Source organism: Rhizobium sp. 10N414 (assembly GCF_056394785.1).
The window spans coordinates 1-25,993 of sequence record NZ_JBFTIN010000061.1 but is presented as its reverse complement, the minus strand read 5'-3'; the positions used below and the strand labels follow the sequence as shown (position 1 = coordinate 25,993).

Here is a 25,993-nt window from a genome sequence, read left to right as displayed (position 1 = left end):
GCCTTCTTCCGCAAGCCCGACCATGGTCTCCAGAACTTCCTTGATCATTTCTGGGTCGAGCGCCGAGGTCGGTTCATCGAAGACCATGATCTTCGGGTTCATGCAGAGCGAGCGGGCGATTGCCACACGCTGCTGCTGACCGCCCGAGAGCTGGCCCGGATACTTGTTGGCCTGTTCCGGGATCTTGACGCGCTTCAGGAAGTGCATGGCGACTTCTTCCGCCTGCTTCTTCGGCATCTTGCGCACCCAGATCGGCGCCAGCGTGCAGTTTTCCAGGATCGTCAGGTGCGGGAAGAGGTTGAAGTGCTGGAAGACCATGCCGACTTCGCGGCGCACTTCGTCGATCTTCTTGAGGTCATTGGTGAGTTCGACGCCATCGACGATGATCTGGCCCTTCTGGTGTTCTTCCAGACGGTTGATGCAGCGGATCATCGTCGACTTGCCGGAACCCGACGGGCCGGCGATGACGATGCGTTCGCCACGCATCACTTTCAGATTGATGTCGCGCAGAACGAGGAAATCGCCGTACCACTTCTGAAGATTGACGATATCGACTGCAGGTGTGGTGTCTGACATTGGCGTTATCCGAGAAGGCGTTCTAGCGGGTACGGTTGACGGCAGAGAGGAACGAGCGAACCTCGCTCGGTGCGTCTTCGGAAAAAAAGGCGTCTGGTTCGCCGTTGAACTTGAGTTCGCCCTTCTTCAGGAACCAGATCCGATCCGACACTTCGCGGGCAAAACCCATTTCATGGGTGACGCACATCATCGTCATCCCTTCCTCCGACAGCTTCCGGAGTAGCTTGAGAACTTCGCCGACCATCTCCGGATCAAGCGCGCTGGTCGGTTCATCAAGAACGAGAACGCCGGGAGTAAGCACAAGCGATCGCGCGATCGCGACCCGCTGCGACTGACCGCCGGAGATGTCTGCCGGAAGTGATTTTGCCCGTTCTGCGAGGCCTACCCGCTTGAGCATGTCCATGGCAGTCGGCTCCGCTTGCTTTCGCGACTGACCGCGGATGCGCTGCAGTGGCAGCATTACGTTTTCGAGCACGCTCAGATGCGGGAAAAGATTGAACTGCTGGAAGACGAAGCCGATACCGGTTCGCAGCTTGTTGACATCGACGCCGGCCGCATGGATGTCAGCGCCATCTATGGTGATTGTGCCTTCCTGGATCGGCTCCAGCCGATTGACGGTCCGCGCGAGCGTGGACTTGCCTGAACCGGATGGTCCGCACAGCACGATGGTACTACCTTTCGGTACGGTCGCCGATACCGACGTCAGCACCCGGAGTGCGCCGAACCACTTCGAGACGTTGCTGAACTCGATCATGCCAGCGCCTCCACGAAGAAGCGCCCCGTCCGCCTCTTGGCGATCCGGCGTTCGAGCCAGTTAGTCGCCTGCGAAAGGCAGAAGCACAAGATGAAGTAGGTCGCGGCCAGGATGCCAAAGATCTGCAGCGGCTTGGTTACTTCGTTCGAATTGACTTGCAGCATCACGTAGGAGAGTTCCGAAACGGCGATGATTGACCCGAGCGAGCTTTCCTTGATGATCGTCGTCAGCTGATTGATGATGCCCGGGATCACGTTGAAGAGCGCTTGGGGCAACACGACCCTGAACGTCGTCGGGATGTATCCAAGGCCCAATGCCTTCGCTGCTTCAGCCTGTCCTTTCGGCAGGCCCTTGATTCCTGCGGCCACGATCTCGCCGAGATAGGCAGTTTGATAGATCACGATCGCCACAACGAGTGTTACCGTCGCGTCGATTGGGAAGCCGATCAGCATCGGCAGCGCGAAATAGGCCCAGAAGATCAACATCAGCAGTGGGATCGCCCGCACTGAATGCACGAAGCCCGCGGCGAACTTCTGAAGCCAGACCACGTTTCCCGTGCGCGCCAACGCAACGAGGACGCTGCACGGGAATGTGGCAAAGAGGCTGACGAAAGAGATGATAAGGGTGAGCGCAAGGCCACCAAGTTTGCCGTGCGGATACTCGCCAATAAGCAGCATCAACCCATATTCCCGGAGAATTTCCAACATTACTTGACCCGCAACTGGAAGCGCTTTTCGAGCCGGGACGAGGCCCACATGATCGCAAATGAAATAGCCATGTAGATCGCAGTGGTGATCCCGTAGGCTTCGAATATCCGGAACGACTGCTCCTCCACATATCGCGCCTGATAGGAGAGTTCCGCGACGCCAATGGCAGCGCCGAGGCTGGTCGCCTTGAACAGGATCAGCGTCTGGCCGAGAAGTGCCGGCAGAGCGAGCCTCCACGCCTGCGGCAGGATCACCCACCGCATGGCGCCAAGATAAGTAAGCCCGATCGACCTCGCCGCCTCCATCTGCGCCGGGTGTATCGAGCGCAGTCCGCTACGGAAGTCTTCCGACATATAGGCAGCCTTGTTGAGGGCAAGAGCCACGATCGCATAGCCCATCTCGGCACCGATATCGTTCAGGAAATCATTGACCGAGTCGGGAAGGATAACGGCGAAACCGAAATACCACACGAAAAGCTGGATCAGGATCGGCACATTGCGATGGTACTCGACAAAAGCTCCCACGAGGAAATTGGTTGGCTTGAATTCGGTCGCCCTAATGACGGTCAGGATGATCGCCAGGAGCAGTCCGAAGACCCAGGAGACAACGAATAGGATCATCGTTGTCTCCAGGCCCTGCAGGATCATGTCGAGATACTGGCCCTGCAGGACCTTGCCGAAGTCGAGTTGGTAACCCATGCAATTAGGCCCTAGACAGATCAGTTGGTAAACCAGGTTTCCTGCGGCTTACCGAATTCGAATTTGCGCGTAGACTTCAGGTCCGAGTCCTTGCCGAGCCACTTGTCGTAAAGCTTCTGGCCCTCGCCGGACGTTTCGAGCTGCGCAAGAAAATCGTTGGCCGCCTTTACAAGCTCCGGGGAACCCTTGCGGAAGGCAAAGCCCGAGGGCATCGACAGAAGCGGTTCATCCAGGAAACGGAGCGCCTTGATTCCATCGCCGGCATTACGCTCGACAGCCTTGCCCTCGGAGTAGCGGTAGACCGTCGCCTTCACCTTGCCCTGCTGGAGAGCCAGGAACGAGGCGGCACTCGTCTCGAAAGACAGGATTCGAGCGTCCGGCAGCCGCTTTTCGGTGAGCGGAATGAGAACCGATCCCTTCACGAGGCCGATGCGCTGGCCGGAGAGGTCGTCGACCTTCTTGATGTCGGACTGGTCAAGTACAACGAAGTTGAAATCTTCGGCGATGTAGGCGCCGCTGAAATCGACCTGCTCGGCACGTTCCTTGCTGTAGCTCAGCAAGGAGGCGAGCACGTCGACACGGCCCTGGACCAGCTCTGCCATGCGGGTTTGCGGCGAGACCGGCACCAGCTCGGCCGTCACGCCGAGCGACTGGGCAAACTGCCGGCAGATATCGATCTCGTAACCCGCCGGCTCGCGGCTCTTGGGATCCTGGAAGCCGAGCGGTGGGGAGTTCGTCAGAACACCGCAAGTGATCTTTCCGGCTTTTTTGACGTCGTCCAGCTGGCTTGCGGAAACGGAATGGGTCAAGGCCGCGAGTCCGATAACGGATGCGGCAAGCAGTGTCTTGAAGCTCATGATGTCCTCCTACTGAGCGTCCTCTCGCTGACTGTCCGTTTAAGTGGGTTGCGCTATTCTCACAAATATATATTGAAGATGACGGTTATAAAAATCCGTTATGGGGGCATCAAGCAGGCGTGGCACTCGATCTCCTGAAACTGCGCTACTTCGCCAAGATCGCGGAGTTTGGTTCGTTCACGCGAGCCGCGCACGAGCTTGGCGTTGCTCAGCCAGCGCTCAGCCTCCACATGCGCTCGCTTGAAGAACAGCTTTCCGTACAGCTATTGACCCGTACGCCCCGGGGCGTCGTCGTAACGGAAGCCGGTACCACGCTCCTGACGCACACGCAGGCTATTCTCAAGGCGCTTGAGCAGGCCGAGGCGGCGACGAAGGAGCAAGCGAAAAACCCCACGGGAGACGTTTCGCTCGGCGTGCTCGCATCCATAGCCCCTCTTGTCGCCGTCCCCATCCTGAAGATTTGCGAGGAACGCTTTCCCAAGATCCGGCTGATGATCAGCGAGGGAGACAGCCAGACCCTGCGAGCTGCGATCGAGACGAAGGCGCATGATCTCGCGGTCAATCTTGGCGAAGTCGCTCGCCCCACGGCATCGCCGCTATTCGACGAGATGCTCTACGCCGTCGGCCCGGCTGGGCATTTCACCCAAGACGGATCGTCAATCTCAATCAGCCAGGCGCTGGAGCTTCCTCTGATTTTGCCGACGCGCCGCCACGGTATCCGGATCCTCCTCGAGCGTGAGGCGCTCATTCTCGGAAAGGCGATCAACATCGTGCGCGAAATCGAGGGCCTTGCGAGCACCAAGGCTGCCATCGGCGCAGGCTTCGGCTTCACCGTTCTTGGCCGCGGAGCAATCTTCGAAGATTTTCAGAAGGGCGCCTTGTCTGTACTTCCACTGGCAGGCAAGGGATTTACGCGACGGCTGGTTCTGGATAGCCCTGTCGATCATCCCCAGACCAAGGCCGTGATAGAGGTCAGGAATATCCTGGTCGAAGTCGTGCGCGATCTCGGTGAACAGGGTAACTGGTCGTGCGTCGCCTCGTGACCGGGCATAGCGCCATTTGAGGGTCGGCAACCCGCGTAGAAAGTTGAAGCGGCAGGGATCCCCGCCGCCTCGCAATCTCGAACCAGTTGATATCTACGACGTTGCGCGCACGCCGTTCAGGGGATCGGGTCGAACTTCAGTTCGGACAGCGGCACGACCTTGTCGGTGCGGGTCATTTTGTATTCGGTGTTCGGCCCGAGCCAGGTATCCCAGATCTTGTTGATCTCACCCGAGTTGTCGAGCTTGTGCAGGATCTCGTTTACCTTTGCGGTCAGTGCCGGTTGGTCCTTTTGCATGCCGATGCCGATCGGCTGATAGAGCATAGGGTCTTCGATCATGCGCATCTTCTTGCCGCGCACCTGGGATTCGTTGACAAGCTTGGTGATGGTCATGGTGTTTGCGACCATGCCGCGCGCCTTGCCTTGCTGCAGGGCGAGGTACGCCGAGCCCGTATCCTGGAATGTCAACGGTTCGGACTTGTTGAGCTTGATCGACAGCTCGGAGGTTGATCCCTTGCTGGAGGCCAGACGCTGGCCCTGATAGTCCGCCTTGGTCTTGCCCTTGTCGTCGGCAGGGACCATCAGCATTTCCTTGGCCATGTAGTATGGATCGCTATACTGAATCTGCTCGGCGCGGCTCTGCGTATAGGCTAAGTTTGCGACCGTGATATCGACGCGGCCGAGCTTCACCTCTGATACGCGCGCTTCGACCGAGATCGGCTTGATCTCGGCGGCAACACCGAGTTCGCGAGCAACTGCTTTGCAAAGATCGACGTCGAAGCCGACCATTTCGCGGGTCTTCACATCGGGGGACGAAAAGGGAGGAACGTCAGCGTAGGTTGCGCAACGCAGCGTCTTGTTGGCAAGGATCGTATCAAGCTGATCGGCCTTGGCAGGGAGCGCCGCGGCGCCGGCAAGCATCAGTCCGGCAGTAATGCATTTCCAATTCATTGCTGTTCTCCGTTGTTATGAAGCTTTGCCCGTCAGTGCCGCAGATCCGAGAGAAAGCGCTGCGCGCGTGGGTGACGGGGATTCGTGAAGAATTCATCCGGCGTCGCGGTCTCGAGGATTTCACCAGCGTCGATAAACCAGATGCGGTCCGCGACATCGCGCGCGAAATTCATCTCGTGCGTGACGCAGAGCATCGTCATGCCCTCGGCCGCAAGGCTCTTCATGACCGCCAGGACTTCGCCAACCATTTCGGGGTCGAGCGCGCTTGTCGGCTCATCGAAAAGCATGACCGGCGGCTCCATGGCAAGCGCTCGCGCGATTGCCACACGTTGCTGCTGTCCGCCGGAAAGCTGTGCAGGAAAGGAATTTGCCTTATCAGCAAGACCAACTCGGTCGAGAAGCTTGAGCGCCTTTTCCCGCGCAACATTCGCAGGTACGCCCTTTATCTTGATTGGAGACATCGACACATTCTCGAGGACCGAGAGATGCGGGAAAAGATTGAAGCTCTGAAAGACGAAGCCGATCCGGCTGCGCAATTTGTTCAGTTCGGAGGCACGCATCTTCGCGTGAATGTTCTGGCCTTCGAACTCGATCGCGCCGCTGTTGATCTCCTCAAGGCGATTGACGGTGCGGATCAGGGTCGACTTCCCCGAGCCCGATGGCCCGCAAATCACGACCACCTCGCCGCGCTTGACCTCGGCATCGATGTTCTTGAGCACCTGGTAGTCTCCGTAGCTTTTGCTTACGGCTGCGAGGCGAATGGCCTGCCCATCCTGCGGCTTTGACTGTGGCGCGGTCATAGTTGCTCCGTGAGTGTCTTGAGGGGCAGGCTTTCGGCCGGGAGGCGGACGTTGACGGGCCCGGCGCGGCGGCGCGTAATGCGCTTTTCGACGGTGTTGGCAACGAAAGTGAGCGTCCAGCACAGCACGTAGTAAACTAGTGCAAGCACCAGGAAGACCTGGAATGGCTGCGTCAGTAGCTGGTTATTGACCTGGCTTGCGGCGAAGGTCAGATCTGGAACGTTGATGACATAGCCGAGCGTCGTGTCCTTGATCGTGGAGACGAAGGTCGAGATCATGCTGGGGATCATGTTGTAGAGAGCCTGCGGAAGAATGACGTAGCGCATTGCCCCGAGGTAGCTGTGGCCAAGAGCGCGAGCGGCATCCATTTGTCCTTGTCCGAGCGAAACGATCCCTGCCCGCACAACCTCGCTCAGGAAAGCGCCTTCGTAGATCACGAGCGTCACGAGCATGATCCAGAAGCTCGGCACGTCAGCGCCCGTCCATAGCGGCACGACGAAGTAGCACCACAGGATAAGCATCAGCAACGGCACGCCGCGCGTCACATAAACGAGGCCTGTAACCGGCCACCGCAGGATTCGGAACTTCGAGAGGCGAGCAAGCGCCAACAGAATGCTCAGCGGAAATGCAAGAGCGATCGCAAGAACAGACAGAACGAGCGTATTCGCCAGGCCACCAAGCGGGCCGTTCGGATATTGACCGATCAACAGGAGCAGCCAGTAGTCCTTGAGGATGTTGACGATATCCTGGATCATCGGCCGGCCCTCAGAGCGGGATCCGCGCGCATCGAGATGACGGCACCGGCACCCATGATGATGAGTGAGAAAAACAGGTAGATCAGCGTGCCGACGAGATAGATCTCGAACGTCCGGAAACTAACGTTGTCGATCTCCTTGATCGCGTGGGTCAGCTCCGAAGCGCCGACGACGATCGCCAGACTGCTGTTCTTGAAGAGGGAGACGGAATGATTGATGAGCGGCGGAAGCGCGTTGCGAATACCCTGCGGCATGATGACGAAACGCATCGCGGAAACGTAGCCATGACCTAGCGCCTTCGCGGCTTCCATCTGGCCTGGGCTCACGGCACGGAGCCCGGAGCGAAGGTCTTCGCTGAAGTAGGCTGCCTGACAGAGCCCGAGTCCGATTATTGCGAAAATAGCTTCAGCGTTGTGATCTGCGAGCCAGCCCGTAACGCCATCCGGCATGAGAGTGTAGATGCCGAAATACCAGAGCATCAACTGTACAAGCGTTGGGACATTCCGATGGTAGGATACATAGGCCTTGACGATTGGATCCGCGAAACGAAGTGGCGAAATCCGAAGTCCCAGAAGCAGGATCGCCAGCGTCATCGCCAACGTCCACGAGCCGATATAGATGATGAAGGTCATCTCGACGCCATGCAGAAGCAGGGAACGATATTCCGGGTTGGAAAGTATCGCCGAGAGATCGAACCCGTTCACGGCTTTGTCCTCTCGCCGGCCTTCTCACTAGCGGGCGATTGGGGCTTTGCTGTCTGCAAGCCACCCATGACTTGAAGGGTCGGCGTGATCTCCATATGGCCGATGTTGACGGCAACCGGAGCAGCGATTGCAAAAGCGATCGCGTCGGCGATATCGCTCGCTTGCGGCAGTTCGAAGCCGTCGATGAAGCGTTCGCGAACGCTCGGATCGTCGCCGTGCACGTGGTTGAAAATATCTGTGGCGACGCGACCGGGGCAGACTTCTGTCACGCGGACGCGCTTGCCGAAGGCATCAATGCGGAGCTGGTTCGACAGCATGGCAACCCCAGCCTTGACAGCATGATAGGTCGAATTGCCCCCGAAATTATAGTTCCCGGCAATCGAGGAGATGTTGATGACATGGCCACGATCACGGGCAACCATGCCCGGAACGACCAGACGGCAGATATGCAGGACGGCGCGAAGATTGACGTCGACAAGCAGGTCGATATCGGCTTCATCCGCCTCGAGGAACTTCTTCGGCCGATCGACGCCGGCATTGTTGACGAGGATGTCGAAGTCGATGCGCGTTGAAAGGCTGGCCATAGCCTTGCGGTCGGTAACATCGATGGCATGCGCGATGCATCCGGTTCGGGCAGCAAGTTCGTTCAAAGCCTTCTCACTGCGAGCGACGGCATGGACCTCGATGTCCTCGCGGCGGAGCCGTTCCACCACGGCTGCACCGATGCCGGATGAGGCCCCTGTTACCAATGCTGTCTTGTAATCTGAGAAAGGCATCTTGGTTCCCTTTTTGTTGGCTCGGACCTTAGCGGAGCTTTTAACCCTTGCCTAAGACCGATTATTTCTGACCTAATAAGCAAGTCTTATGGACCGGACGCCGCTATCCAGCGCCTCGGATTCGGCCTACTGCCGGCCCGAACTCGGGAGGTACGGCAGGCTGCATGCGTTGCAAAACCCGCCCGCAGCAGTAAGAATAAACGCCAAAAAGCATCGGAACGCCCTGCCCCAGATGGATATCAAGCGCCTCAAATCCTTTATCGTCATCGTCGACAGTGGCAGCATTACGCGCGCCGCCGACATACTGCATCTTGCTCAACCGGCGCTCAGCCAACAATTGGCCGCGCTCGAAGACCATTTTGGCCAGAAGCTGCTCATTCGCAGCCAGCAGGGCGTCAGCATGACCGACGCCGGCCACGCCGTTTACCGGCACGCGCAGATTATTCTGCGCCAGATGGAGCAGGCCCAGGCGGACGCTTCCGCGGCCGGAAATTCGCTAGCGGGTCGGGTCTCGGTCGGGCTGGTTCCGTTCAGCAGCGCGGCTATGCTTTCGGTCGAACTTCTTGCAGAGACCCGCAAACGCCATCCCGGCATCCTGTTGCATCTGACCGAAAGTGTCGGGCAAACCTACAGCCAGATGATCATGAACGGCCGACTTGAGATGGCGCTCATTCACGGCATCGGCCCAATCAAGGGTGTTCGCTTCGAGCCAATCCTCAGTGAGGAGTTTTTTCTCGTCGCCCCGCAGGACTTTTCGATCGATGCGGATACGAAGCCGGTTCCGGTCGGCGCCCTGGACGGCATCCCGCTCCTGCTGCCGCCGTCCTACAACTTCGTGCGGCGCGCCATCGAGACCGCATTTACGCGCAGTAAGATCAATCTCAAGGTGGTCGCCGAGGTTGAAGTCGTAAGGACGTTGGCACGCGCGGTTTCAAGCGGCCTGGGGGCGACGATCATGCCGAAAGCGATTGCCGACCGTATCGTCACCGAATCGAGCGAGCCACTGGTTTGCCGGGTTGTTTCCCCAAGGATCGAGGAAACATTGTCCCTATGTACCTCCGACCAGAATGCACTGTCGGAGCCCGCCCTTGCGGTTCGCGATATCCTTGTCGAACTGACGGAGCGCCTCAAGGATTAGGAGCCCGCGAAGGCGGACTCCGCTGTTTGTCGGATCAGCGCATGTCGTCGCAGAATTGCGCAATCCTGGCGCAGCCCTCTCGAAGCATCTCTATGCTCGTCGCGTAGGAGATACGGAAATAGGGGCTCATCCCGTAGGCCGCACCCTGGACAGTGGCGACATGGTGCTCGTCGACCAGAGCCATGACGAAATCGACATCACTCTCGATCTTGCGTCCCCCTTTGGTTCTCTTTCCGATCAGCGATGCCATGTTGGGATAAACGTAGAAGGCGCCTTCCGGCTTGTGGCAGCGAAGACCGTCGATCTTTGAGAGCGTATCGACGACGAAGTCGCGACGTTCCCGGTAAATCGAGGCACGCTCCTTGAGCAGATCCTGGGAGCCGTTCAAGGCGGCAATGGCCGCGGCCTGTGTGACCGTGGAAATGCCGCCGCTATTTTGGCCGTTGACGTTGCTGATGGCGCCAATCAATTCTTTGGAGCCGCTGGCGCAGAAGCCAAGCCGCCATCCGGTCATCGCGTAGGCCTTTGATACGCCGTTCATCGTCAGCACCCTGTCGTGAAGCCGCGGCTCCACCTCGGCGATGGTGCAGAATTCGAAATCGTCATAGACGAGGTGTTCGTAGATATCGTCTGTGAGAATCCAGATGTCCGGATGGCGCAGCATGACGTCTGCGATCGCGGCCATCTCCGCGCGCGAGCACGCTGCGCCCGTCGGATTGTTGGGGAAGTTGAGGAGCAGCCACTTGGTGCGCGGCGTGATCGCGGCCTCGAGATCTTCGGCGCGAAGCTTGAAACCGGATTGCTCGAAGCAGGGCACCGGCACCGGCGTGCCGCCCGCAAACTTGACGATATCGGCGTAGCTTACCCAGGACGGGGTCGGGATGACGACCTCATCGCCCGGGTTGCAGGTGGCGAGCATCGCATTGAAGATGACCTGCTTGCCACCACCGGAAACGATGATCTGGCTGGCGTCATAATCAAGATTGTTATCGCGCTTGAATTTCCGCGATATCGCCGTTTTCAGCGCCAACGTCCCATCCATCGGAGGGTATTTTGTGTCTCCGCCGAGGGCTGCTGCATGAGCGGCCTCGATCGCATGAACTGGCGTCGGAAAATCCGGCTCGCCAGAGGACAGGCTTACCACCTTTATTCCCTTGGCAGCGAGTTCACGGGCGCGCTGGGTCATGGCGGCGGATGCGGAGATGGAAACGTTCTTCAGGCGGTCGGCTACGGAGGGCATGGTCCGATCTTTCACTTTCGGGAAAATGTGTGACGGGGCTGGTGGATGGTCAGGACGCGAGCTCAAAAACCGATGCGAGCTCGGCTCCGGCTTGTTTGATTTCATTTCGGATGAGTTTTGCGAGCTCGAGCGAGCCAGGCGTATCGCTGTGGACGAGGATGGACCGTGCTGGCATGTTGATTACGGTCCCGTCGATCGCCTCGACAGTACCGTCGAGCAAGAAACGGCGCACGCGAGTGCGTACCGAAGCTTCGTCCTTGACGAGGGCTCCGGGGAGCCCGCGAGCAACAAGCTTGCCACTGGCATCATAGGCACGATCGGCAAGGAAAAGGGACAACGTCCTCAGGCGCGCACGTTTGGCGGCTCTTTCTATCTCGCTGTCCGGAGTGACGAAGATCACCAACCGCTCATCCACTTTGGCGATCGCGTCCACCATCATATCCGCAAGCCTGGAGTCGCGATTGACCATGTTTCCCATCGCCGCGTGGAAGGAAAAGTGGCCGACGGTCATCCCCTCGGCCTTGGCGATCGCTTGAAGAGCGCCCAACTGATAGATCATCTGCTGGCGCAGTTCATCAGGCTGAAAGGCAATCTCACGGCGGCCGAAGCCTGCCCTGTCCGGCAAACCGGGATGGGCACCGATCCCAACGCCGTTTTCCTTGGCCAGACGAACCATACGCGCCATCGTCTCCGGGTCTCCCCCATGGAAGCCGCAGGCGATATTCGCGGACGACACGACACGCATCATGGCCTCGTCGTCGCAAAGACGATAGGGGCCAAACCCCTCACCCATGTCCGAATTCAGATCGATCTTCACCGTGTCCTCCATTCAGGTCCGAGATGCCCTCAGGCGATCACGCCGAGCGCGCGCTTGACCATTGTTGCCGTGCGCTGCACGTCCTCGACATAACGGTCGACGGCCTGTTCCGTCGCCCTAGCTTCAGCGTGAGTGGACCGCACGAATCGGATCTTTGTCCCGATACGTGCTTGGCCGAGACGCCAAAGATCGCTTTCGATCACGCCGGCGATTTTCGGATATCCGCCTGCGGTATTCGCATCGCTCATCTGAATGATCGGCTCGCCACCTGGAGGCACCTGAACAACGCCAGGCACGACGCCATGAGAGCGCATTTCCACCGGTGCCTCCGGTTTGATCGGCTCACCCGACAGTCGATAGCCGGTCCGGTCGCTCTGCGATGAGATCCGCCAGAGCTGGCTCCAGAACCGGTCCGCATCGGACGCAAAGAGGTCGTGCTCGCCTGCTGGAATTGCACGGACGTGCAGAACATCATCGATCGAGGCGGAGAAAATGTCCTGTAGAGCGACAGCAGGCTCAACAACGGCGACCGGGCGGTACTGCACCTGGCTTTCAACCGGCGCGATCGCAAGTGCGTCGCCCGCAGCAAACGGGCGTCCGTCGCTGCCACCAAAACCACCACGCAACGTCGTGCTTCGTGATCCCATGACGACTGGTACGTCCACGCCGCCGGCAACGGTGATATAGACACGGGCCATGCGACGCGGTTGGCGAATTTCCAGAACATCGCCCGGCACCGCACGGTGGACACACCAAGACATCACGTCGCGATCGTTCAACAAGTTGACGCCATCAGCGCCTGTGACCGCAAACTCGGCGATCGCGGCGAAACGCACCTTGAATGGAAAGGTTTGAAGTTCGATCGCGGCCGCGTCCTGCGCGTTGCCGAGAAGGACATTTCCGACCCGGACCGCGAGCGGATCCATCGCACCGCTGGCCGAGACGCCGATCGCACGATAGCCGGGACGGCCCAAGTCCTGGACAGTGTTGAGCGGGCCGGTTTGGACAATCTCGATCACAACTCGATCCTTTCCGGGAGAAAGCGTACGACATCGCCGGGTGCCATGAGCGCGGGGGTGGCTGATGTCGGATCGAACATCTTCTGGTCGGCGTGGCCGATCGAGTTCCAGCCGTTGGGGCCGGTCAGCATAGCAACGCCGGTCTGCATTCCCCCGATTGTGACGGAGCCTTTTTCCATGCGCAGCGACGGCACCTTCTTGCGCGGCATATAGATGCTTGGATTGAGGCCATGCAGGTAGCCAAAGCCGGGTGCGCTTCCGAGCGCGAAGACCCGGTAAGTTGCTTCATGATGGAGTTTGACGACTTCGCGGTCGCTCAGGCCCGAATGATCGCAGATGGCCGCAAGGTCCGTGGCATGTTCGCCACCGTAGACCACGGGGATCTCGATGGTTTTGCCGTTGAGATCGACACTACGGGCCTCCCGCCAGGCAGCCTCGAAGCGCTCGACAAAGAACCCAGGATCCTCTGGCGTCTCTTTGAGGATTGCGAGCAGATTGGTCATGCCCGGAATGACCTCTCCAACGTCATCCCATTCCGCGACCAAGCGCGCCACCGCCCAAATAAGTCGTTGTGCCGGCAAGTCGAAATCACCGGGAGCCTCGAGCAAGAAGGCTCGTGCGCCAATAAACGAAATACGAGCGCCCTTGCGAAGGGTCGACGGAGTATCGTAACGAGACGAGTTGTTGGCTGGCTGGATCGTCATGGCGTTTTCTGGATCTCGAACAGTGGGGTTCCGAAACCTGTCAAGGTCTCAGGCTCGATAGGTTGCCGCCGAAGCAGACCGGAGTGAGTTGACACCAAGGGAACCAGGATCGGGCCGATTGCCATGAAACCGAGGATTTCACCCTGCGATATCTCGCGCGCGTCCTCGTCAGTGCCGACCGCAACCGGTCGAAAATGACCAGCGATCGGTGCCTTGATGACCACGTTGTCGGCGGAGTTGCCCGGCGCAACCTTCAAGTGGGAAACTTCGATATCCTTGTTCGTCGAAACGACGATCCTGACATGGCCGTCCCGCGTGGTGATCTCGAGACCTTCGACGCCGGCCCTCGTGAGCGCGTCGGATAGAGCAGCGATCGTCACCGGATCCGAAAGACCGATGGCACTCATGCCGGCCTCCTCTGCTTGAGCCAGTGCTCGAGGTAATGGATGTCGGTCTCGCCCCGGCCAAACTCCTCGTCATCAAGAAGCGCGCGCAGGAACGGTAGGTTCGTAGAAATTCCGCCGATGCGCGTCGCTGCCAGGGCATCGCGTATCCGGGCGATTGCAGCAGGCCGGCTCTCCGCGTGGACTATAAGCTTGGCAATGAGCGAATCGTAGTAGGGCGATACCCGGTATCCTGCATGGATATGCGTGTCTACGCGAACGCCTGGACCTTCTGGGAAGCTCAGATCGTTGATGGTGCCGGCCGATGGCAGGAAGCTGTCGGGATCTTCAGCGTTGATACGGCACTCGATCGAATGACCGTTGCATACGATCTCGGCCTGGCGAAAGGCTAAGGGACGGCCCTGGGCGACACCGATCTGCTCCTTGACGATATCGACTCCGCTCGTCATTTCGGTGACCGGGTGTTCTACCTGAAGTCGGGTGTTCATCTCGATGAAATAGAACCGCCCGTCTTCGTAAAGAAACTCGAAGGTTCCGACGCCGCGATAGCCGATCTGCCGACAGGCTTCGACACAGGCTTGACCTACTGGGTCGATCGTATCGGCTGCAATCCCCGGAGCGGGCGCTTCTTCAACCACTTTCTGATGCCGGCGCTGCATTGAGCAGTCGCGATGGCCGAGCCACACCGCGTTCCCGTGGTTGTCGCAGACGACCTGTATCTCGATATGGCGTGGATGCTGCAGGAACTTTTCCATGTAGAGTTCGGCTGAACCGAACGCCTGGCGGGCTTCCTCGCGCGTCAGCGCGATCGCTTCATGAAGCTGTTCCGGCCCGGATACGACGCGCATTCCACGTCCGCCGCCACCGCCTGAGGCCTTGATTATTACAGGGTATCCGATCTCACGCGCGGTGCGCTCGACCAGTTCACGGTCATCGGGAAGTGCAGTGTCCGGACCGGGAACGCACGGGACCCCAGCCGATATCATCGCGCGCTTCGCAGCGATCTTGTCGCCCATGGTGGCGATCGCGGAGGCGGGCGGTCCGATGAAGACAAGGCCTGCGCCATCGATCGCTTCCGCGAACGAGGACTTTTCCGACAGAAAGCCATATCCGGGATGAATGGCACCAGCACCGGTCAATCGCGCGGCAAGAAGGATCGCGTCCTGGTTCAGGTAGCTCTTGGCGGCTGCGGAAGGCCCGACACACAGGAAGTGTTCCGCTGCTTCGCCATACTTCGCAGACCTGTCCGCCTCGGAGCAAATCATCACGGTCTTGAGTCCGAGCGAATGACAAGCTTTCTGGATTCTGACCGCAATCTCGCCGCGGTTGGCGATGAGCACGGTATTGAAGCTCGCATTGGCCTGTTCGACGACTTGAGGATCGCTCATCCGGCAATCTCCGCAAGCATGTCACCTGTCTCGACCTCCGCGCCGTCGACATCCGTAAGCTTGACGATACGCCCCGCGCGCGGCGCTACGACGCGATTGAAGACCTTCATGGCTTCGATGATGAAAAGGGTCTGCCCCTCCTCGACCGCGTCGCCGATTTGAACGAAAGGTGGCTCACCGGGAGCGGGAGTGCGATGCAGGATGCCGAAAACGGGAGCAATTACGGTTTCAGAGGCAACGCCGGCTATTGCAGAAACAGGAGACGCCCGTGTCGACGCCGGCGAAGGAGCGCCTTCCTCGGCACTCTGTTGATCACGAACGCGGAAGATGCGAACGGTCGTGTCTTTTTCCGTGACGGAGAGTTCGGTGACATTCGACCGCCCCACGAAATCGATCAAGGTTTTTATCTTCTCCAGATCCATCAACATCTCGGCACATTGGAATGCAGCTAGCGATGACGGCCCGTGCCGAAATCGGTGTTTGAATTCGTAGCATGATGAGTATGACGATGGGGTCAGACGAAGTTTTGATGACCGAAAGAATCTAGGCAGCATCCGGCGCTAACGCCAATCTCGTTGCCAGGAGTTGGACGACTGAATTTAGAGTACGGCGTTATGATTTTTCGGCCGCAAGCGCGTTGGCCGGTCCTGAAGGGACCACCTTCGACCAACGATTTCATTGCGGGCTCCAGCGGCCCTGGCTTCGGTTTTTGATTAATCAAGGTTCACTTCGCAGAGCATGCTTAACACGCACGATCAGTAGCGCGACGGCGCCAACTACAATCGGAATCGACACGAGCACGACCTTCAAAATTCCGAGGAGATAATAGCCGATCGCGATGACGGAGAAGACCCTCCACCGCCCACTGGATCTTTACCTGAGTGGCCGCACGCTCGGCCGGGAACCACTACGCCGGCCCAGCCTTCTGCGTCGCTGTACTGTTCATGTCTTTGTACCGTTCTATCGCAACACGTGCGTTGAACAAAAGACGGCGTGGGCCAGTTGCTTGTCCAATCCGGACTTGCGAAGACCTTCCTGACGCACGATTAGCAGTCCCTCGAAGGTTTCGTCATCGAGATGCTCGGGAGAGACGGGGCGAAGCACGTCAGCCCCGCGCTTTTTTCCGATCACTGAGACGCGCGGATGCGCCGCCTGGTAAGCTAGGGTGATGAGCGACAGGATGATTGCGACGATGATGCCCTGCAATGTACCGAATGTCAGGAGACCGACCGCCGCATGCCCACCAGAACTCCATCGCTCGGATCCGCCGAATTTGTACAAACTCTGCCGGCTTTATCAGGCCGACAGAGTAGATGATGACGATCGCCGCCAGACGGCATTCGGCAGGAGTCCGAGGATCGGCGCGAACAACAACATCGTGGCCAAGGCCGCAAGCCTAGTCTCTGATCAGCGACGCGATCAATGTCCGAAGAGCGGGGCTTGGGTCGGGCGCACCGGAGGGGCGGCTGCTATTGCTGGCGCGCGTTATAGTTTGCCGATCCTAGCGTAGGGTCGGCCGCTCGCCGGCATCCACACCAGCGATCGTATCTGGATGCTTCGGGGCAACCTTGGTATAGTGTGTACCTCCTGAGCCAACGGTAGGGTCGCTCTTCTGTGGAAAATCCCGTTACTGCGATCTCATCCCGTAGCGCGCTTTTGCGAACCCTGATGCCGGCACACGCAGCGCTGTCGCTGGCGGAATCGTCCCTGGACCGTCGCGATCTGGTCAAGTGCATTGGCAGGATCCGCGCGGGAGCCGCGACGATGGGTGATCCCATGCCTTCGACGGTTTCTCTGACGGGAGACCAAGATGCCCGATGATACGACTCCTGCCGGCGGCACCCACCGTCAACTCGGGCTTGGCACAGCCGGCCTGATTGAGCGCAGCATCACTTTGCTGATGGTCGTGGTCCTGCTTGTCGGCGTGCTCGCGATTTTGAAGCCCTTCGCCGCCGCCATCCTTTTCGGGGCGACGTTGGCGATTGCCGCCTGGCCCTTGCGCCAATGGATGATCGGCCGGGGTGTCGGGCCTCGCCTGACTGCAGCGCTGCTTCTCCTGCTTTCGCTTCTGGTGATCGTGTTGCCGGCACTGATCATGGCTCCGGTCCTCACCGACGAACTGAAGGCGTTCACGGAGAGCGTCGAGAACTACTTCGCGGCAACACCACAACGTCCCGGCTGGATCGAGAACGTCCCCCTGATCGGTGGCAAACTTGCTTCTGCATGGGATGGTCTACTAGAAGCGAAGGGTGACGTCGCCACTGCACTTGCACCCCAATCCGAGATTTTGCAGCGGTGGCTAATCACGGCGGCGCGTGCGCTTGGCGACAGCGTCGTCCAGATGATCCTGGCGCTGATCGTGGCAACCATGTTTTGTATCAATGGGAGCAAGCTGGTTGAAGAACTGGATAGCATCGTCGTCCGGCTGGGCGGGGCAACGGCGCATGCCAGCCTTCTTGCAGCGGCCGGCGCGGTTCGCAGCGTCTCCTATGGCGTGATCGGCACAGCTCTCGCGCAGGCAGCGCTACTGGTGCTCGGCCTGGCACTCGCAGGTGTGCCTGGTGCGACCACGCTCGGCTTCGTCGGCTTACTGCTCTCCATCAGCCAGATCGGAGCCCCCCTCCTGGTGCTGATCTGGGGTGGTGCGGCGTGGTGGCTGTTCGGACAGGGCCAGGTCGGATGGGGGAGCTTCATGGTCGCATGGGGAGTTTTGGTCAGTATGGTCGACAACGTTCTCAAACCATGGCTGATCGGTCGCGGCATTCGAATGCCTATGCCTCTGACGATCCTGGGCGTCTTTGGTGGCTTTATCGCCTTTGGCTTCCTTGGTCTGTTTATTGGACCGACGCTGCTTGCTGTCGCTTTCGTCCTGCTGCAAGCATGGCGGACGAGCCCGCCCGGCTAACAACTGGCTTCCAATTGGATCGCGGCAAAGGCGAGTTACCGACGATTGCCGCGTAAACTTCCAGAAGATGTCGTCGGACTTCGTCTCCTTGGAGCAAAGCGGAATCGGAGGCGTCGATGCAAGTGCTCTAGACATCAACATGGACGCAGAAACGCGCAAGAGGCGCGGCGCCTTGCACGCATCTGGGACAGCGGTGGGTCAAATGCGTTGGCCGGCGAAATATGATATACTCTTGCATATTATCAGGAGGTGAACCTGCCACATGTAGCCGAAAAGGCGAGGTCGACAACAATGATGGGGGGTGAAAAAGGTAAGTGGCTGACGCAACCCAAAACCAATTGGCGCGCTGGCTGCCGGGGTTTCAATTTCTTCGTCAATACAAGGCTGACTGGCTTTTCCATGATTTTGTTGCAGGGATCGTGCTGACCACCATGCTGGTGCCGGTCGGCATCGCCCATGCCGCAGCGTCGGGGATACCTGGAATTTACGGGCTCTAGGCGACGATTGTCCCTTGTTAGCCTATGCGGTGTTTGGCGTATCGCCGTCGACCGAGCCGGCTCCATCAGGCGCAGTTCGGGCCGACAGCGAGGGCCGGTGATTCCTCGGAGCAACGCCGGCTGGCACTTGCAACAGGAAATTGCGGAATGTCCACGCCGCTGCACGAATGCGTGAATGCTGACACAACAAGGATGTCGACTTCGGTTACCAAAATGGGAGCATGTCATGGCAGAGGACAAGATGAAACTGGATGTGGATTTTGACCAAAAGCGTGAGATCCCTGTGGGGGACAGCGGCCGCGTACGCTTTCGTTTCCGCGACATTGCCGTGGAGCCCGGAATGTCGGTTTCGCTTAAGGATTTCGACCCGGATTTTACCGGCGGCTATGACGACAAGGCCGGGGCGCTCGAAAAAGTGGCGGCAAACGTCGACCGCCTGTCTGCGATGCAGGAAGTTCTCTATGCCCAGGATAACTACGCCCTATTGATCATTTTTCAGGCCATGGACGCGGCGGGCAAGGATGGCGCGATCCGCCATGTCATGTCCGGGATCAATCCGCAGGGCTGCCAGGTCACAAGCTTTAAGGCGCCGTCGGCGGAGGATCTAGATTATGGCTATCTTTGGCGCGCATCAAAGGCGCTGCCAGGGCGCGGCATGATCGGCATTTTCAACCGATCCTACTACGAGGATGTTCTGGTCGTCAGGGTTCACCCGGAACTGCTTGAAAAGCAAAAGCTTCCGCCGCGCGCTCGCAAAGGCGATATCTGGCAACGCCGGTTCAAGGAAATAAACAATTTTGAAAAATATCTTCGGCAAAACGGCACAATCGTTTTGAAGTTTTTTCTCAATGTCTCCAAGAAGGAGCAGAAGAATCGCTTCCTGGCGCGGATAGACGAGCCAGAAAAGAACTGGAAGTTTTCACCGGCGGATTATGCAGAGCGAAAACACTGGGACGACTACCAAAAGGCGTTCGAGGATATGCTGGAAAACACCAGCACGGAGTGGGCTCCCTGGTTCGTCATTCCGGCCGACAACAAATGGTTTGCCCGGCTGGCGGTTTCGGAGGTGATCTCCGGGGCCTTCGAGAGGATCGATCTGCAGATGCCTGTGGTCAGTGAAGCGCGAAAGAAGGAACTGGGGCAGATACGAAGCCAGCTTCTCGAGGAAGAGGACTGATGGCGCGGCTCTGTCGCTGGCATGTTGCCCGTCGCCACCCGTGCCTGTCGCCTCAGGGCAGCGCGGTGATTTGAAACACGTGGTAGCCCCACGGCGGCAGATCGAGATAGAGCCCCCTTGAGACGAGGGCGCTCCCGTCGCGGTCATAGCTGGCGAGACCCATCAGATCCTTGAGCCGCACCGCTTGACCGGCCAGGTCGGAGAACGGGAGCTGGACAAAACACTGGCTCTGGTTTGGAGCATAGTTGACGACGATCATCTGCCGCTGGCCGTCATTCTTCTCCCAGGACCAGGAGATGAAGCAATCCGACGTCCAGTTGCCCTCCCAGGCCGGCACGCAGTCGAGCAGACGCCACTGGCCGTCGCGGACGATCGGCTCCCGGAGCACCGCCAGAAGGTCTTCGTAGAACTGCTGGCAGGCCCCACTCACCGGCTCCAGTGGCGCACGGATCAAGTGTGGCGAGATGCGCTTCTTCCGCCCCTCGAACTGACCCTGATGGAAGAACCGCAGCCCAGGCGAAAGGAAGGTCACAATCGCCGCGGCTTGGTGCATCTCGGGCGTGAAGGTCGCAGCGACCCGGGGCTCGTCGTGGTTCTCCAAAAACCGAGCAAGCTGCTGCTGGTAGTCGAGCCCCGCGTACAGATGCTCACGCACCGGCCGCGCGTGCCCCTCGCGCAAGCGATCGTAAAGCCGCTTGTCGTAGGCATAGTCGAAGCCCTGCTGCTGCAGCGTCCATTCCATGTCCCAGTACACCTCGGCCATGAAGATAAACGCCGGGAATTGTTTGCGGACGCGTTGCGTCGCTTGCGGCCAGAACAGCTCGGCGTGGATGTGCCACGTCCGTTCGAATATCTCCGGCAACACCAGCATCGCCATGTCGCAGCGGACCCCGTCGCACTGCTTGGCGATGCGCAACAGCTCGCCGATCATCGCGTGCTGCAAGTTCGGGTTGCCGTAGTTGAGCTGCAGCGTGTCGGGCCAGCCGTCGAAATACGGGTCGCGGCCGTAGGCTAGCACCAGCGGCCCTCTGGACGTTCGCACCCGGCAATAATTCTGCGGTGCCTTTGCGAGATCGGCGTCGCTGCCGTGGACGAAATAGTCGGGATGCTGTTCGACCCACGGGTGATCCGGCGCCATGTGATTTGGCACGAAGTCGAGCAGCAGCCGCAGGCCACGCTGCTTGAGCCGTTCGCGCAGGCGCGCCAGCGCAGCATCGCCACCCAGACTGGAGTGCACGGTGTAATCGGCTATGGCGAAGCCCGATCCTGCGATGTCTGTCTCGCGCAGGTCGGGCAATGTCTCCTCAAACTGGTGGCGCCAGTCTACGTTGGTGCGAGATACACTTTGTGCCGCTTCACCGGTCTGCCAGACGCTTAGCAACCAGATCCAGTCGAACCCCATCTCGGCAAGGCGCTCCAGCTCAGTGTCCGGAATGTCATCAAGCGTGGCCGGCCGGCCGAGCCCTTGGGACAGCTCGGTAAGCCAGACGCGCGTGTTGATCTGAAAGAGCGAGGGATGGAACCCCGTGTTCATCTCAGTTCCCTCTCCGCAATGGCTGCTCCTCTATGCGCTGCCTGGCGAGACAGCTCCATACGCCCGTTCCCGGACGAGGCGGTCCACGAGCCGCCTTTTCTCCTTCTCCTCAAGAATGTCGGCGGCGCTGGTACGGCCGAAGAGGTCGAGCAGGCGCGCGATCACGCCCGTCCAACCAGTCTGGTGACTCGCCCCGAGGCCCGCACCGTTGTCCCCGTTGAAATACTCGTAGAAGAGGATGAGGTCGCGCCAGTGCGGGTCCTCCTGAAACTTCGCGGTCCCTCCATAGACCGGGCGACGGCCGTTCGCGTCTCTCAGAAAAATGCTCGTGAGCCGCTGCTTTATCTCCTGAGCCACCTCGAAGAGCGTCATGCGGCGACCGGAGCCGGTCGGACACTCGACCGTGAAGTCGTCTCCGTAGAAACCGTAGAGATTGAGGAGCCCACGCACGATTAGCGCGTTGACCGGCATCCAGACGGGGCCCCGCCAGTTCGAGTTCCCGCCGAACATCCCCGTGTCCGATTCGGCCGGCAGGTAGGAGACACGGTGCGCGTCACCCCCGATATGAAGCACGAACGGGTGGTCCTGGTGGTAGCGGGAGAGTGAGCGGATACCGTACGGGCTCAGGAACTCCCTCTCGTCGAGCATATAGCCGAGCACCCTCTCGAGGCGTTTCCTGGACAGCGGCGAGAGCAGGCGGCGCCCGGCGTAGCCGACGAAGCCGTGCTCGGTTGGAGCAACCTGCGCCACGACGTCGGGATGGCGCTCCCTGAAAAGGTTGACGAGTTCGCGAAGCTTTGGAAATCGTTCGAAGTCGTCTGGGCCGAAGATTGTGGAGGCGCAAAGCGGGATCAGCCCTACCATCGACCGGACCTTGAGGCGGGTCGCGGATCCGTCCGGCAGCCGCAGCACGTCGTAGAAGAATCCATCCGTCTCGTCCCACATCTCGTCATTGTGCTCACCGATGCGGTCCATTGCGTAGGCGATCCACATGAAGTGCTCAATGAACTTGAACGCCGTCTCCTCGTAGACGGGATCGTGGTCGGCGAGTATGAGAGCGATCTCGATCATGCTCTGGCAGTAGAACGCCATCCAAGCGGTGCCGTCGGCCTGTTCGAGCGACCCGCCGGTCGGGAGCGGCGCGCTGCGGTCGAAGACACCGATGTTGTCGAGGCCGAGGAACCCGCCGGCGAAAACGTTCCGGCCGTCGGGGTCCTTGCGGTTCACCCACCAGTTGAAGTTGAGCATTAGACCCTGGAACGAGCGCTCCAGGAAGTCGATATCCTCCCGCCCGAGGGCTTGCTCCGTCCTGTAGAGAAAAAGCGTCGCCCACGCGTGCACGGGCGGATTGACGTCGCTGAAGTTCCATTCGTAGGCCGGGATTTGCCCATTCGGATGCACATACAGGCTTCGCAGCATGAGGAGGAGTTGCGCTTTTGCGAAGTCCAAATCGACGAGCGCGAGCGCGAGCGTGTGGAACGCGAGGTCCCATGCGGCATACCACGGGTATTCCCACTTGTCGGGCATGGAGATGATATCGCCATTGAACATGTGGAACCACTCGGCGTTGCGCATCCGCCGCCTAGAGGTTCCGACGAGAGGATGCGCCTCGTGCTCCTTGAGCCAGGTGTCCACGTCGTAGAAGTAGTACTGCTTCGACCAGAGCATCCCCGCAAGCGCCTGGCGGTGGACCCGCCGCTCGTCTTCGTTCAGCGAGCCGGGGGTAATGCGCTCGTAGAACTCGTCGGCATCCTTTTTGCGGGCGGCCACCGTCGCATCGAAGCTCTTCGCGAACGGCCTCGCCGGCAGCCTTGCTGACAATCGCAACCGGACGATCGAGGCTCCGCCCGCCGGCACGTCGAGGATGTAACGCGCCGCGGCCTTCGTGCCGGTCTTTTCCGGGTTGATGGCCCCGGTGTCACCAGAAACGACGTATCGGTGGAACGCGTCCTTGACGAACGGCGTCGGGTTCGGCTGCCCCCAGAGGAGGGAAACATTGCTCTCGTTCTCGGTGAAGAGAAATTCAGGACGTCCGTCGCACGCGAGCGTGTAGTCGCCGACGTCGGGGTGCGAGGCGCAGATGGTCCCACAGGCTTCCCGCAGGAGCGGCTTGGCCCCATTTTTCCCCCACGACCACGTGTTGCGGAACCAGAGCGTCGGCAGCACGTGGAGCCGCGCGGCCTCGGGCCCCCGGTTATGCACCGTCACCTGAATCAGCATGTCCTCCGGGTCTTCCTTGGCATACTCGAGGAAAACGTCGAAGTAGCGGTTGTCGTCGAAGATAGCGGTATCGAGCAGCTCATACTCGAACTCCTCCCTCGACCGGTGCCGGCTGGTCTCGACGAGGTCCCGATAGGGGAACTCCCGCTGGGGGTACTTGTAGAGGTACTTCATGTAGGAGTGCGTGGGAGTCGAGTCGAGGTAGAAGTAGTATTCCTTGACGTCCTCGCCGTGATTTGACTCGCTGTTCGTGAGCCCGAACAAGCGCTCTTTCAGGATCGGATCGCGCTCGTTCCAGAGCGCGAGCGCAAAGCACAGCCGCTGGCCGTCGTCCGAGATGCCGCCAAGGCCATCTTCGCCCCAGCGATAGGCCCGCGAGCGCGCCTGGTCGTGAGTGAAATAGTTCCAGGCGTCGCCCGACTCGCTGTAGTCCTCGCGTACCGTGCCCCACTGCCTCTCGCTCAGATAGGGGCCCCATTTCTTCCAGGCCCCCCCCGCCTCTCTGTCCTCCTCGAGGCGACGTTGTTCTGCGACAAGGACGGACCGCGACGGCTGCGCCGGCTCGGCTTGCGCCCTTGCGCCCGATGGACCATTCGACATAGTTCGGCCCCCTCATTTTCCGTGGATGCGCACGCGCGGTGTTCTGGCTCGCGGCATGTGTTGATTGTAGCGGAAACGCTGGGGTCATGTTGACATTTAGCGGAGAGCTTTGGCCGGCAACGCAAAGCGAAGAATTTCAAGGCCCCAGAGGACTGGTCTTGAGCGGAATCGAACTCGCGCCCACATGGATCAGAACACCACGTCGCTATTAGGCATCGATTTTAGCACCAAATGGTGCTATGTATTCAATAAGGCGCGGGAGATGGAAATGCGATCCACCATAAATCTTGACGACAACCTACTGGAGCGAGCCAAATCGCTGACAGGCACGAAGGAAACGGCGGCTCTTGTCCGTTTGGCGCTGGAGACGCTTGTGCGCGTTGAATCTGGCAAGCGGTTGATCGCTCTTGGCGGCTCTATGCCGAACGCCGAGGCTGCCCCTCGCCGCCGGAGCGAAGTGGCCAAGTGATCCTTGTAGATACCTCAATCTGGATCGACCATTTTCGGTATGGAGACGCCGACCTGAAAAAAATCATAGAGGATGACCGTCTGCTCTGCCACCCTTTTGTCGTTGGCGAATTGGCTCTAGGCAGTCTGCGAGAACGAGATGCCGTTATCGCGTTTCTCTCGGCTCAACGGGAAGCCGTGATCGCAACTCATGCAGAGGTAATGACTGTCATTGAGCGCCACTCAATATTCTGTATGGGGATTGGCTACACTGATGCGCACCTGCTGACTTCAACACTCCTTGACCGAAGAACCAGCTTGTGGACGCGAGACAAGCGCCTAGCGGCCGCAGCACAGAAGGTTGGTGCGCCGGTTTTTCTATCCGCGCAAATGCCCAACTAGTATTGAAGCGATGCACTCCCTCAGCATTTTTTACTATTGAGGGAATCGAACCGCTGGCGCATTCTGCGCTTTCTCGTTTCGCCACTTGGTCCAAAGGATAAAAAGGGGAGGTAGCGCGTACCTTTTCCCCAAACGGCGACCGATGCATTCTTCCCAGGCAGCATGATACGAACTCAGCCGGAAGGCGGAGGAACGATACGCAAGCCTTGCCAACAATCTGGCCGAGCCTTGCCGCCCTGATCGTCCAGCTTTCCGGTGCCTACGACACGATCATCGCCGCCGCCACCTCGACCGACAAGAACGTCATGCCGCGCGTGGCAGCCCTGCTCGACGTCGCCCAGGTTTCTGAGATCATCGACGTCGTCTCCTCAGACCCCTTCAAGTGGCCGATCTACTGGGGGTACTTGTAGAGGTACTTCGTGTAGGAATGTGTAGGAGTCGAGTCGAGGTAGAAGTAGTATTCCTTGACGTCCTCGCCGTGATTTGACTCGCTCTTCGTGAGCCCGAACAAGCGCTCTTTCAGGATCGCGCTCGTTCCAGAGCGCGAGCGCAAAGCAGAGCCGCTGGCCGTCGTCCGAGATGCCGCCAAGGCCATCTTCGCCCCAGCGATAGGCCCGCGAGCGCGCCTGGTCGTGGGTGAAATAGTTCCAGGCGCCGCCCTGCGGATGTGTCAGCTGGCATTTGAAAGGCTGCTTTTCCATTGACCACTTAATGATCTATATTCTGGTCAATAGCTAGGTGTGTAGTCCCTGAGTGTGATGGTGCATCATTGAACCTGAGTCGTCAGGAAGAGGATGCATTATGGGAAGTATTCTTCACGGCAGCGCCCGCACGACGCCGCGTCTTCGAGCCGAACTCCAAGCGTCGCAAGAAAGTACCCG

Annotated in this window: 26 protein-coding genes and 4 pseudogenes; 8 read left to right on the top strand and 22 right to left on the bottom strand. The window is 59.4% G+C overall.

All coding sequences use genetic code 11. The features are described from left to right. The 5 genes from AC1DE4_RS29800 to AC1DE4_RS29780 all read right to left on the bottom strand — a co-directional run. Positions 1–576, bottom strand: a 576-nt coding sequence (locus AC1DE4_RS29800) for an amino acid ABC transporter ATP-binding protein (protein WP_477884470.1), incomplete at its 3' end; no start/stop codon positions are given. Between the two features lie 22 nt (positions 577–598). Continuing rightward, a complete protein-coding gene (locus AC1DE4_RS29795) occupies positions 599–1,330 on the bottom strand; it encodes an amino acid ABC transporter ATP-binding protein (RefSeq protein ID WP_477884468.1) in 732 nt (243 codons plus the stop codon). Continuing rightward, positions 1,327–2,037, bottom strand: a complete 711-nt coding sequence (locus AC1DE4_RS29790; protein WP_477884466.1) for an amino acid ABC transporter permease — start codon at positions 2,035–2,037, stop codon at positions 1,327–1,329. The genes AC1DE4_RS29795 and AC1DE4_RS29790 overlap by 4 nt, the downstream gene beginning before the upstream one ends. Beyond that, positions 2,037–2,735, bottom strand: coding sequence for an amino acid ABC transporter permease (locus tag AC1DE4_RS29785; protein WP_477884464.1), 699 nt, complete (start codon positions 2,733–2,735; stop codon positions 2,037–2,039). Before AC1DE4_RS29785 ends, AC1DE4_RS29790 begins: the two co-directional genes overlap by 1 nt. Positions 2,736–2,755: 20 nt before the next feature. Continuing rightward, complete coding sequence (locus AC1DE4_RS29780; protein ID WP_192306037.1) at positions 2,756–3,592, bottom strand: transporter substrate-binding domain-containing protein; 837 nt, start codon at positions 3,590–3,592, stop codon at positions 2,756–2,758. Between the two features lie 119 nt (positions 3,593–3,711). Here AC1DE4_RS29780 and AC1DE4_RS29775 point away from each other — a divergent pair, with 119 nt between their 5' ends. Continuing rightward, a complete protein-coding gene (locus AC1DE4_RS29775; RefSeq protein WP_192306035.1) occupies positions 3,712–4,635 on the top strand; it encodes a LysR family transcriptional regulator in 924 nt (307 codons plus the stop codon). A 116-nt stretch (positions 4,636–4,751) separates the two neighbouring features. Here the strand turns inward: AC1DE4_RS29775 and AC1DE4_RS29770 are convergent, their stop codons facing one another. From AC1DE4_RS29770 to AC1DE4_RS29750, 5 genes are read right to left on the bottom strand one after another with little or no spacing between them, the layout of a single operon-like run. After that, entirely contained in the window at positions 4,752–5,585 is an 834-nt protein-coding gene (locus AC1DE4_RS29770) for an ABC transporter substrate-binding protein (protein WP_477884461.1), read from the bottom strand. Between the two features lie 32 nt (positions 5,586–5,617). Next, positions 5,618–6,385, bottom strand: a complete 768-nt coding sequence (locus AC1DE4_RS29765) for an amino acid ABC transporter ATP-binding protein (RefSeq protein WP_477884459.1) — start codon at positions 6,383–6,385, stop codon at positions 5,618–5,620. Beyond that, complete coding sequence (locus AC1DE4_RS29760) at positions 6,382–7,140, bottom strand: amino acid ABC transporter permease (RefSeq protein WP_192306029.1); 759 nt, start codon at positions 7,138–7,140, stop codon at positions 6,382–6,384. Before AC1DE4_RS29760 ends, AC1DE4_RS29765 begins: the two co-directional genes overlap by 4 nt. Further along, positions 7,137–7,844, bottom strand: coding sequence for an amino acid ABC transporter permease (locus tag AC1DE4_RS29755; protein WP_192306027.1), 708 nt, complete (start codon positions 7,842–7,844; stop codon positions 7,137–7,139). Before AC1DE4_RS29755 ends, AC1DE4_RS29760 begins: the two co-directional genes overlap by 4 nt. Continuing rightward, complete coding sequence (locus AC1DE4_RS29750; protein ID WP_477884457.1) at positions 7,841–8,620, bottom strand: SDR family oxidoreductase; 780 nt, start codon at positions 8,618–8,620, stop codon at positions 7,841–7,843. Before AC1DE4_RS29750 ends, AC1DE4_RS29755 begins: the two co-directional genes overlap by 4 nt. Before the next feature lie 232 nt (positions 8,621–8,852). Here AC1DE4_RS29750 and nac point away from each other — a divergent pair, with 232 nt between their 5' ends. Beyond that, entirely contained in the window at positions 8,853–9,758 is a 906-nt protein-coding gene (nac, locus tag AC1DE4_RS29745; protein WP_477884455.1) for a nitrogen assimilation transcriptional regulator NAC, read from the top strand. Positions 9,759–9,792: 34 nt separating this feature from the next. On the opposite strand, the gene AC1DE4_RS29740 is transcribed toward nac, so the two are convergent. From AC1DE4_RS29740 to AC1DE4_RS29700, 9 genes and pseudogenes are all read right to left on the bottom strand, one after another. Continuing rightward, complete coding sequence (locus tag AC1DE4_RS29740) at positions 9,793–10,998, bottom strand: pyridoxal phosphate-dependent aminotransferase (RefSeq protein WP_192306021.1); 1,206 nt, start codon at positions 10,996–10,998, stop codon at positions 9,793–9,795. Positions 10,999–11,047: 49 nt separating this feature from the next. Beyond that, positions 11,048–11,815 (bottom strand): 5-oxoprolinase subunit PxpA, encoded by a 768-nt coding sequence (locus tag AC1DE4_RS29735; protein WP_477884452.1) that lies wholly within the window; start codon positions 11,813–11,815, stop codon positions 11,048–11,050. A 29-nt stretch (positions 11,816–11,844) separates the two neighbouring features. Beyond that, entirely contained in the window at positions 11,845–12,834 is a 990-nt protein-coding gene (locus AC1DE4_RS29730; RefSeq protein ID WP_477884450.1) for a 5-oxoprolinase subunit C family protein, read from the bottom strand. After that, positions 12,831–13,538 carry a 5-oxoprolinase subunit PxpB gene (gene pxpB / locus AC1DE4_RS29725; RefSeq protein WP_477884448.1) on the bottom strand — a complete coding sequence of 236 codons (708 nt, stop codon included), beginning with the start codon at positions 13,536–13,538 and terminating at the stop codon, positions 12,831–12,833. The genes AC1DE4_RS29730 and pxpB overlap by 4 nt, the downstream gene beginning before the upstream one ends. Further along, positions 13,535–13,945: an acetyl-CoA carboxylase gene (locus AC1DE4_RS29720; RefSeq protein WP_477884446.1), complete on the bottom strand. Its 411-nt coding sequence runs from the start codon at positions 13,943–13,945 to the stop codon at positions 13,535–13,537. The genes pxpB and AC1DE4_RS29720 overlap by 4 nt, the downstream gene beginning before the upstream one ends. Further along, complete coding sequence (locus tag AC1DE4_RS29715; protein ID WP_477884444.1) at positions 13,942–15,330, bottom strand: acetyl-CoA carboxylase biotin carboxylase subunit; 1,389 nt, start codon at positions 15,328–15,330, stop codon at positions 13,942–13,944. The genes AC1DE4_RS29720 and AC1DE4_RS29715 overlap by 4 nt, the downstream gene beginning before the upstream one ends. After that, a complete protein-coding gene (locus AC1DE4_RS29710; RefSeq protein ID WP_477884442.1) occupies positions 15,327–15,752 on the bottom strand; it encodes an acetyl-CoA carboxylase biotin carboxyl carrier protein in 426 nt (141 codons plus the stop codon). The genes AC1DE4_RS29715 and AC1DE4_RS29710 overlap by 4 nt, the downstream gene beginning before the upstream one ends. A 295-nt stretch (positions 15,753–16,047) precedes the next feature. Further along, a pseudogene (locus tag AC1DE4_RS29705) lies at positions 16,048–16,228 on the bottom strand (DUF3422 family protein); the annotation flags it as partial. Positions 16,229–16,237: 9 nt separating this feature from the next. Next, a pseudogene (locus AC1DE4_RS29700) lies at positions 16,238–16,731 on the bottom strand (SulP family inorganic anion transporter); the annotation flags it as partial. Between the two features lie 409 nt (positions 16,732–17,140). On the opposite strand from AC1DE4_RS29700, the gene AC1DE4_RS29695 reads away from it, so the two are divergent. The 3 genes from AC1DE4_RS29695 to AC1DE4_RS29685 all read left to right on the top strand — a co-directional run bounded on the left by AC1DE4_RS29695 (position 17,141) and on the right by AC1DE4_RS29685 (position 19,909). Next, positions 17,141–18,235, top strand: coding sequence for an AI-2E family transporter (locus AC1DE4_RS29695; RefSeq protein WP_192306007.1), 1,095 nt, complete (start codon positions 17,141–17,143; stop codon positions 18,233–18,235). Positions 18,236–18,549: 314 nt separating this feature from the next. Then, complete coding sequence (locus AC1DE4_RS29690; protein ID WP_169681680.1) at positions 18,550–18,732, top strand: SulP family inorganic anion transporter; 183 nt, start codon at positions 18,550–18,552, stop codon at positions 18,730–18,732. A gap of 226 nt (positions 18,733–18,958) precedes the next feature. Continuing rightward, complete coding sequence (locus AC1DE4_RS29685) at positions 18,959–19,909, top strand: polyphosphate kinase 2 family protein (protein ID WP_477884439.1); 951 nt, start codon at positions 18,959–18,961, stop codon at positions 19,907–19,909. Between the two features lie 52 nt (positions 19,910–19,961). On the opposite strand, the gene AC1DE4_RS29680 is transcribed toward AC1DE4_RS29685, so the two are convergent. Beyond that, on the bottom strand, positions 19,962–21,443 hold the full coding sequence (locus tag AC1DE4_RS29680; RefSeq protein WP_477884437.1) for an alpha-amylase family glycosyl hydrolase: 1,482 nt from the start codon (positions 21,441–21,443) through the stop codon (positions 19,962–19,964). Positions 21,444–21,473: 30 nt separating this feature from the next. Then, entirely contained in the window at positions 21,474–24,263 is a 2,790-nt protein-coding gene (locus AC1DE4_RS29675) for an MGH1-like glycoside hydrolase domain-containing protein (RefSeq protein ID WP_477884435.1), read from the bottom strand. A gap of 268 nt (positions 24,264–24,531) precedes the next feature. On the opposite strand from AC1DE4_RS29675, the gene AC1DE4_RS29670 reads away from it, so the two are divergent. From AC1DE4_RS29670 to AC1DE4_RS29660, 3 genes and pseudogenes are all read left to right on the top strand, one after another. Beyond that, a complete protein-coding gene (locus AC1DE4_RS29670; RefSeq protein WP_169681686.1) occupies positions 24,532–24,732 on the top strand; it encodes a type II toxin-antitoxin system VapB family antitoxin in 201 nt (66 codons plus the stop codon). After that, a complete protein-coding gene (locus tag AC1DE4_RS29665; RefSeq protein WP_169681688.1) occupies positions 24,729–25,112 on the top strand; it encodes a type II toxin-antitoxin system VapC family toxin in 384 nt (127 codons plus the stop codon). The genes AC1DE4_RS29670 and AC1DE4_RS29665 overlap by 4 nt, the downstream gene beginning before the upstream one ends. Positions 25,113–25,311: 199 nt before the next feature. Then, positions 25,312–25,513, top strand: a pseudogene (locus tag AC1DE4_RS29660) (adenine nucleotide alpha hydrolase family protein); the annotation flags it as partial. On the opposite strand, the pseudogene AC1DE4_RS29655 reads toward AC1DE4_RS29660, so the two are convergent. Beyond that, positions 25,507–25,813 (bottom strand): annotated as a pseudogene (locus AC1DE4_RS29655) (hypothetical protein); the annotation flags it as partial. The pseudogenes AC1DE4_RS29660 and AC1DE4_RS29655 sit on opposite strands and share 7 nt — an antisense overlap. Positions 25,814–25,993 lie beyond the last annotated feature (180 nt).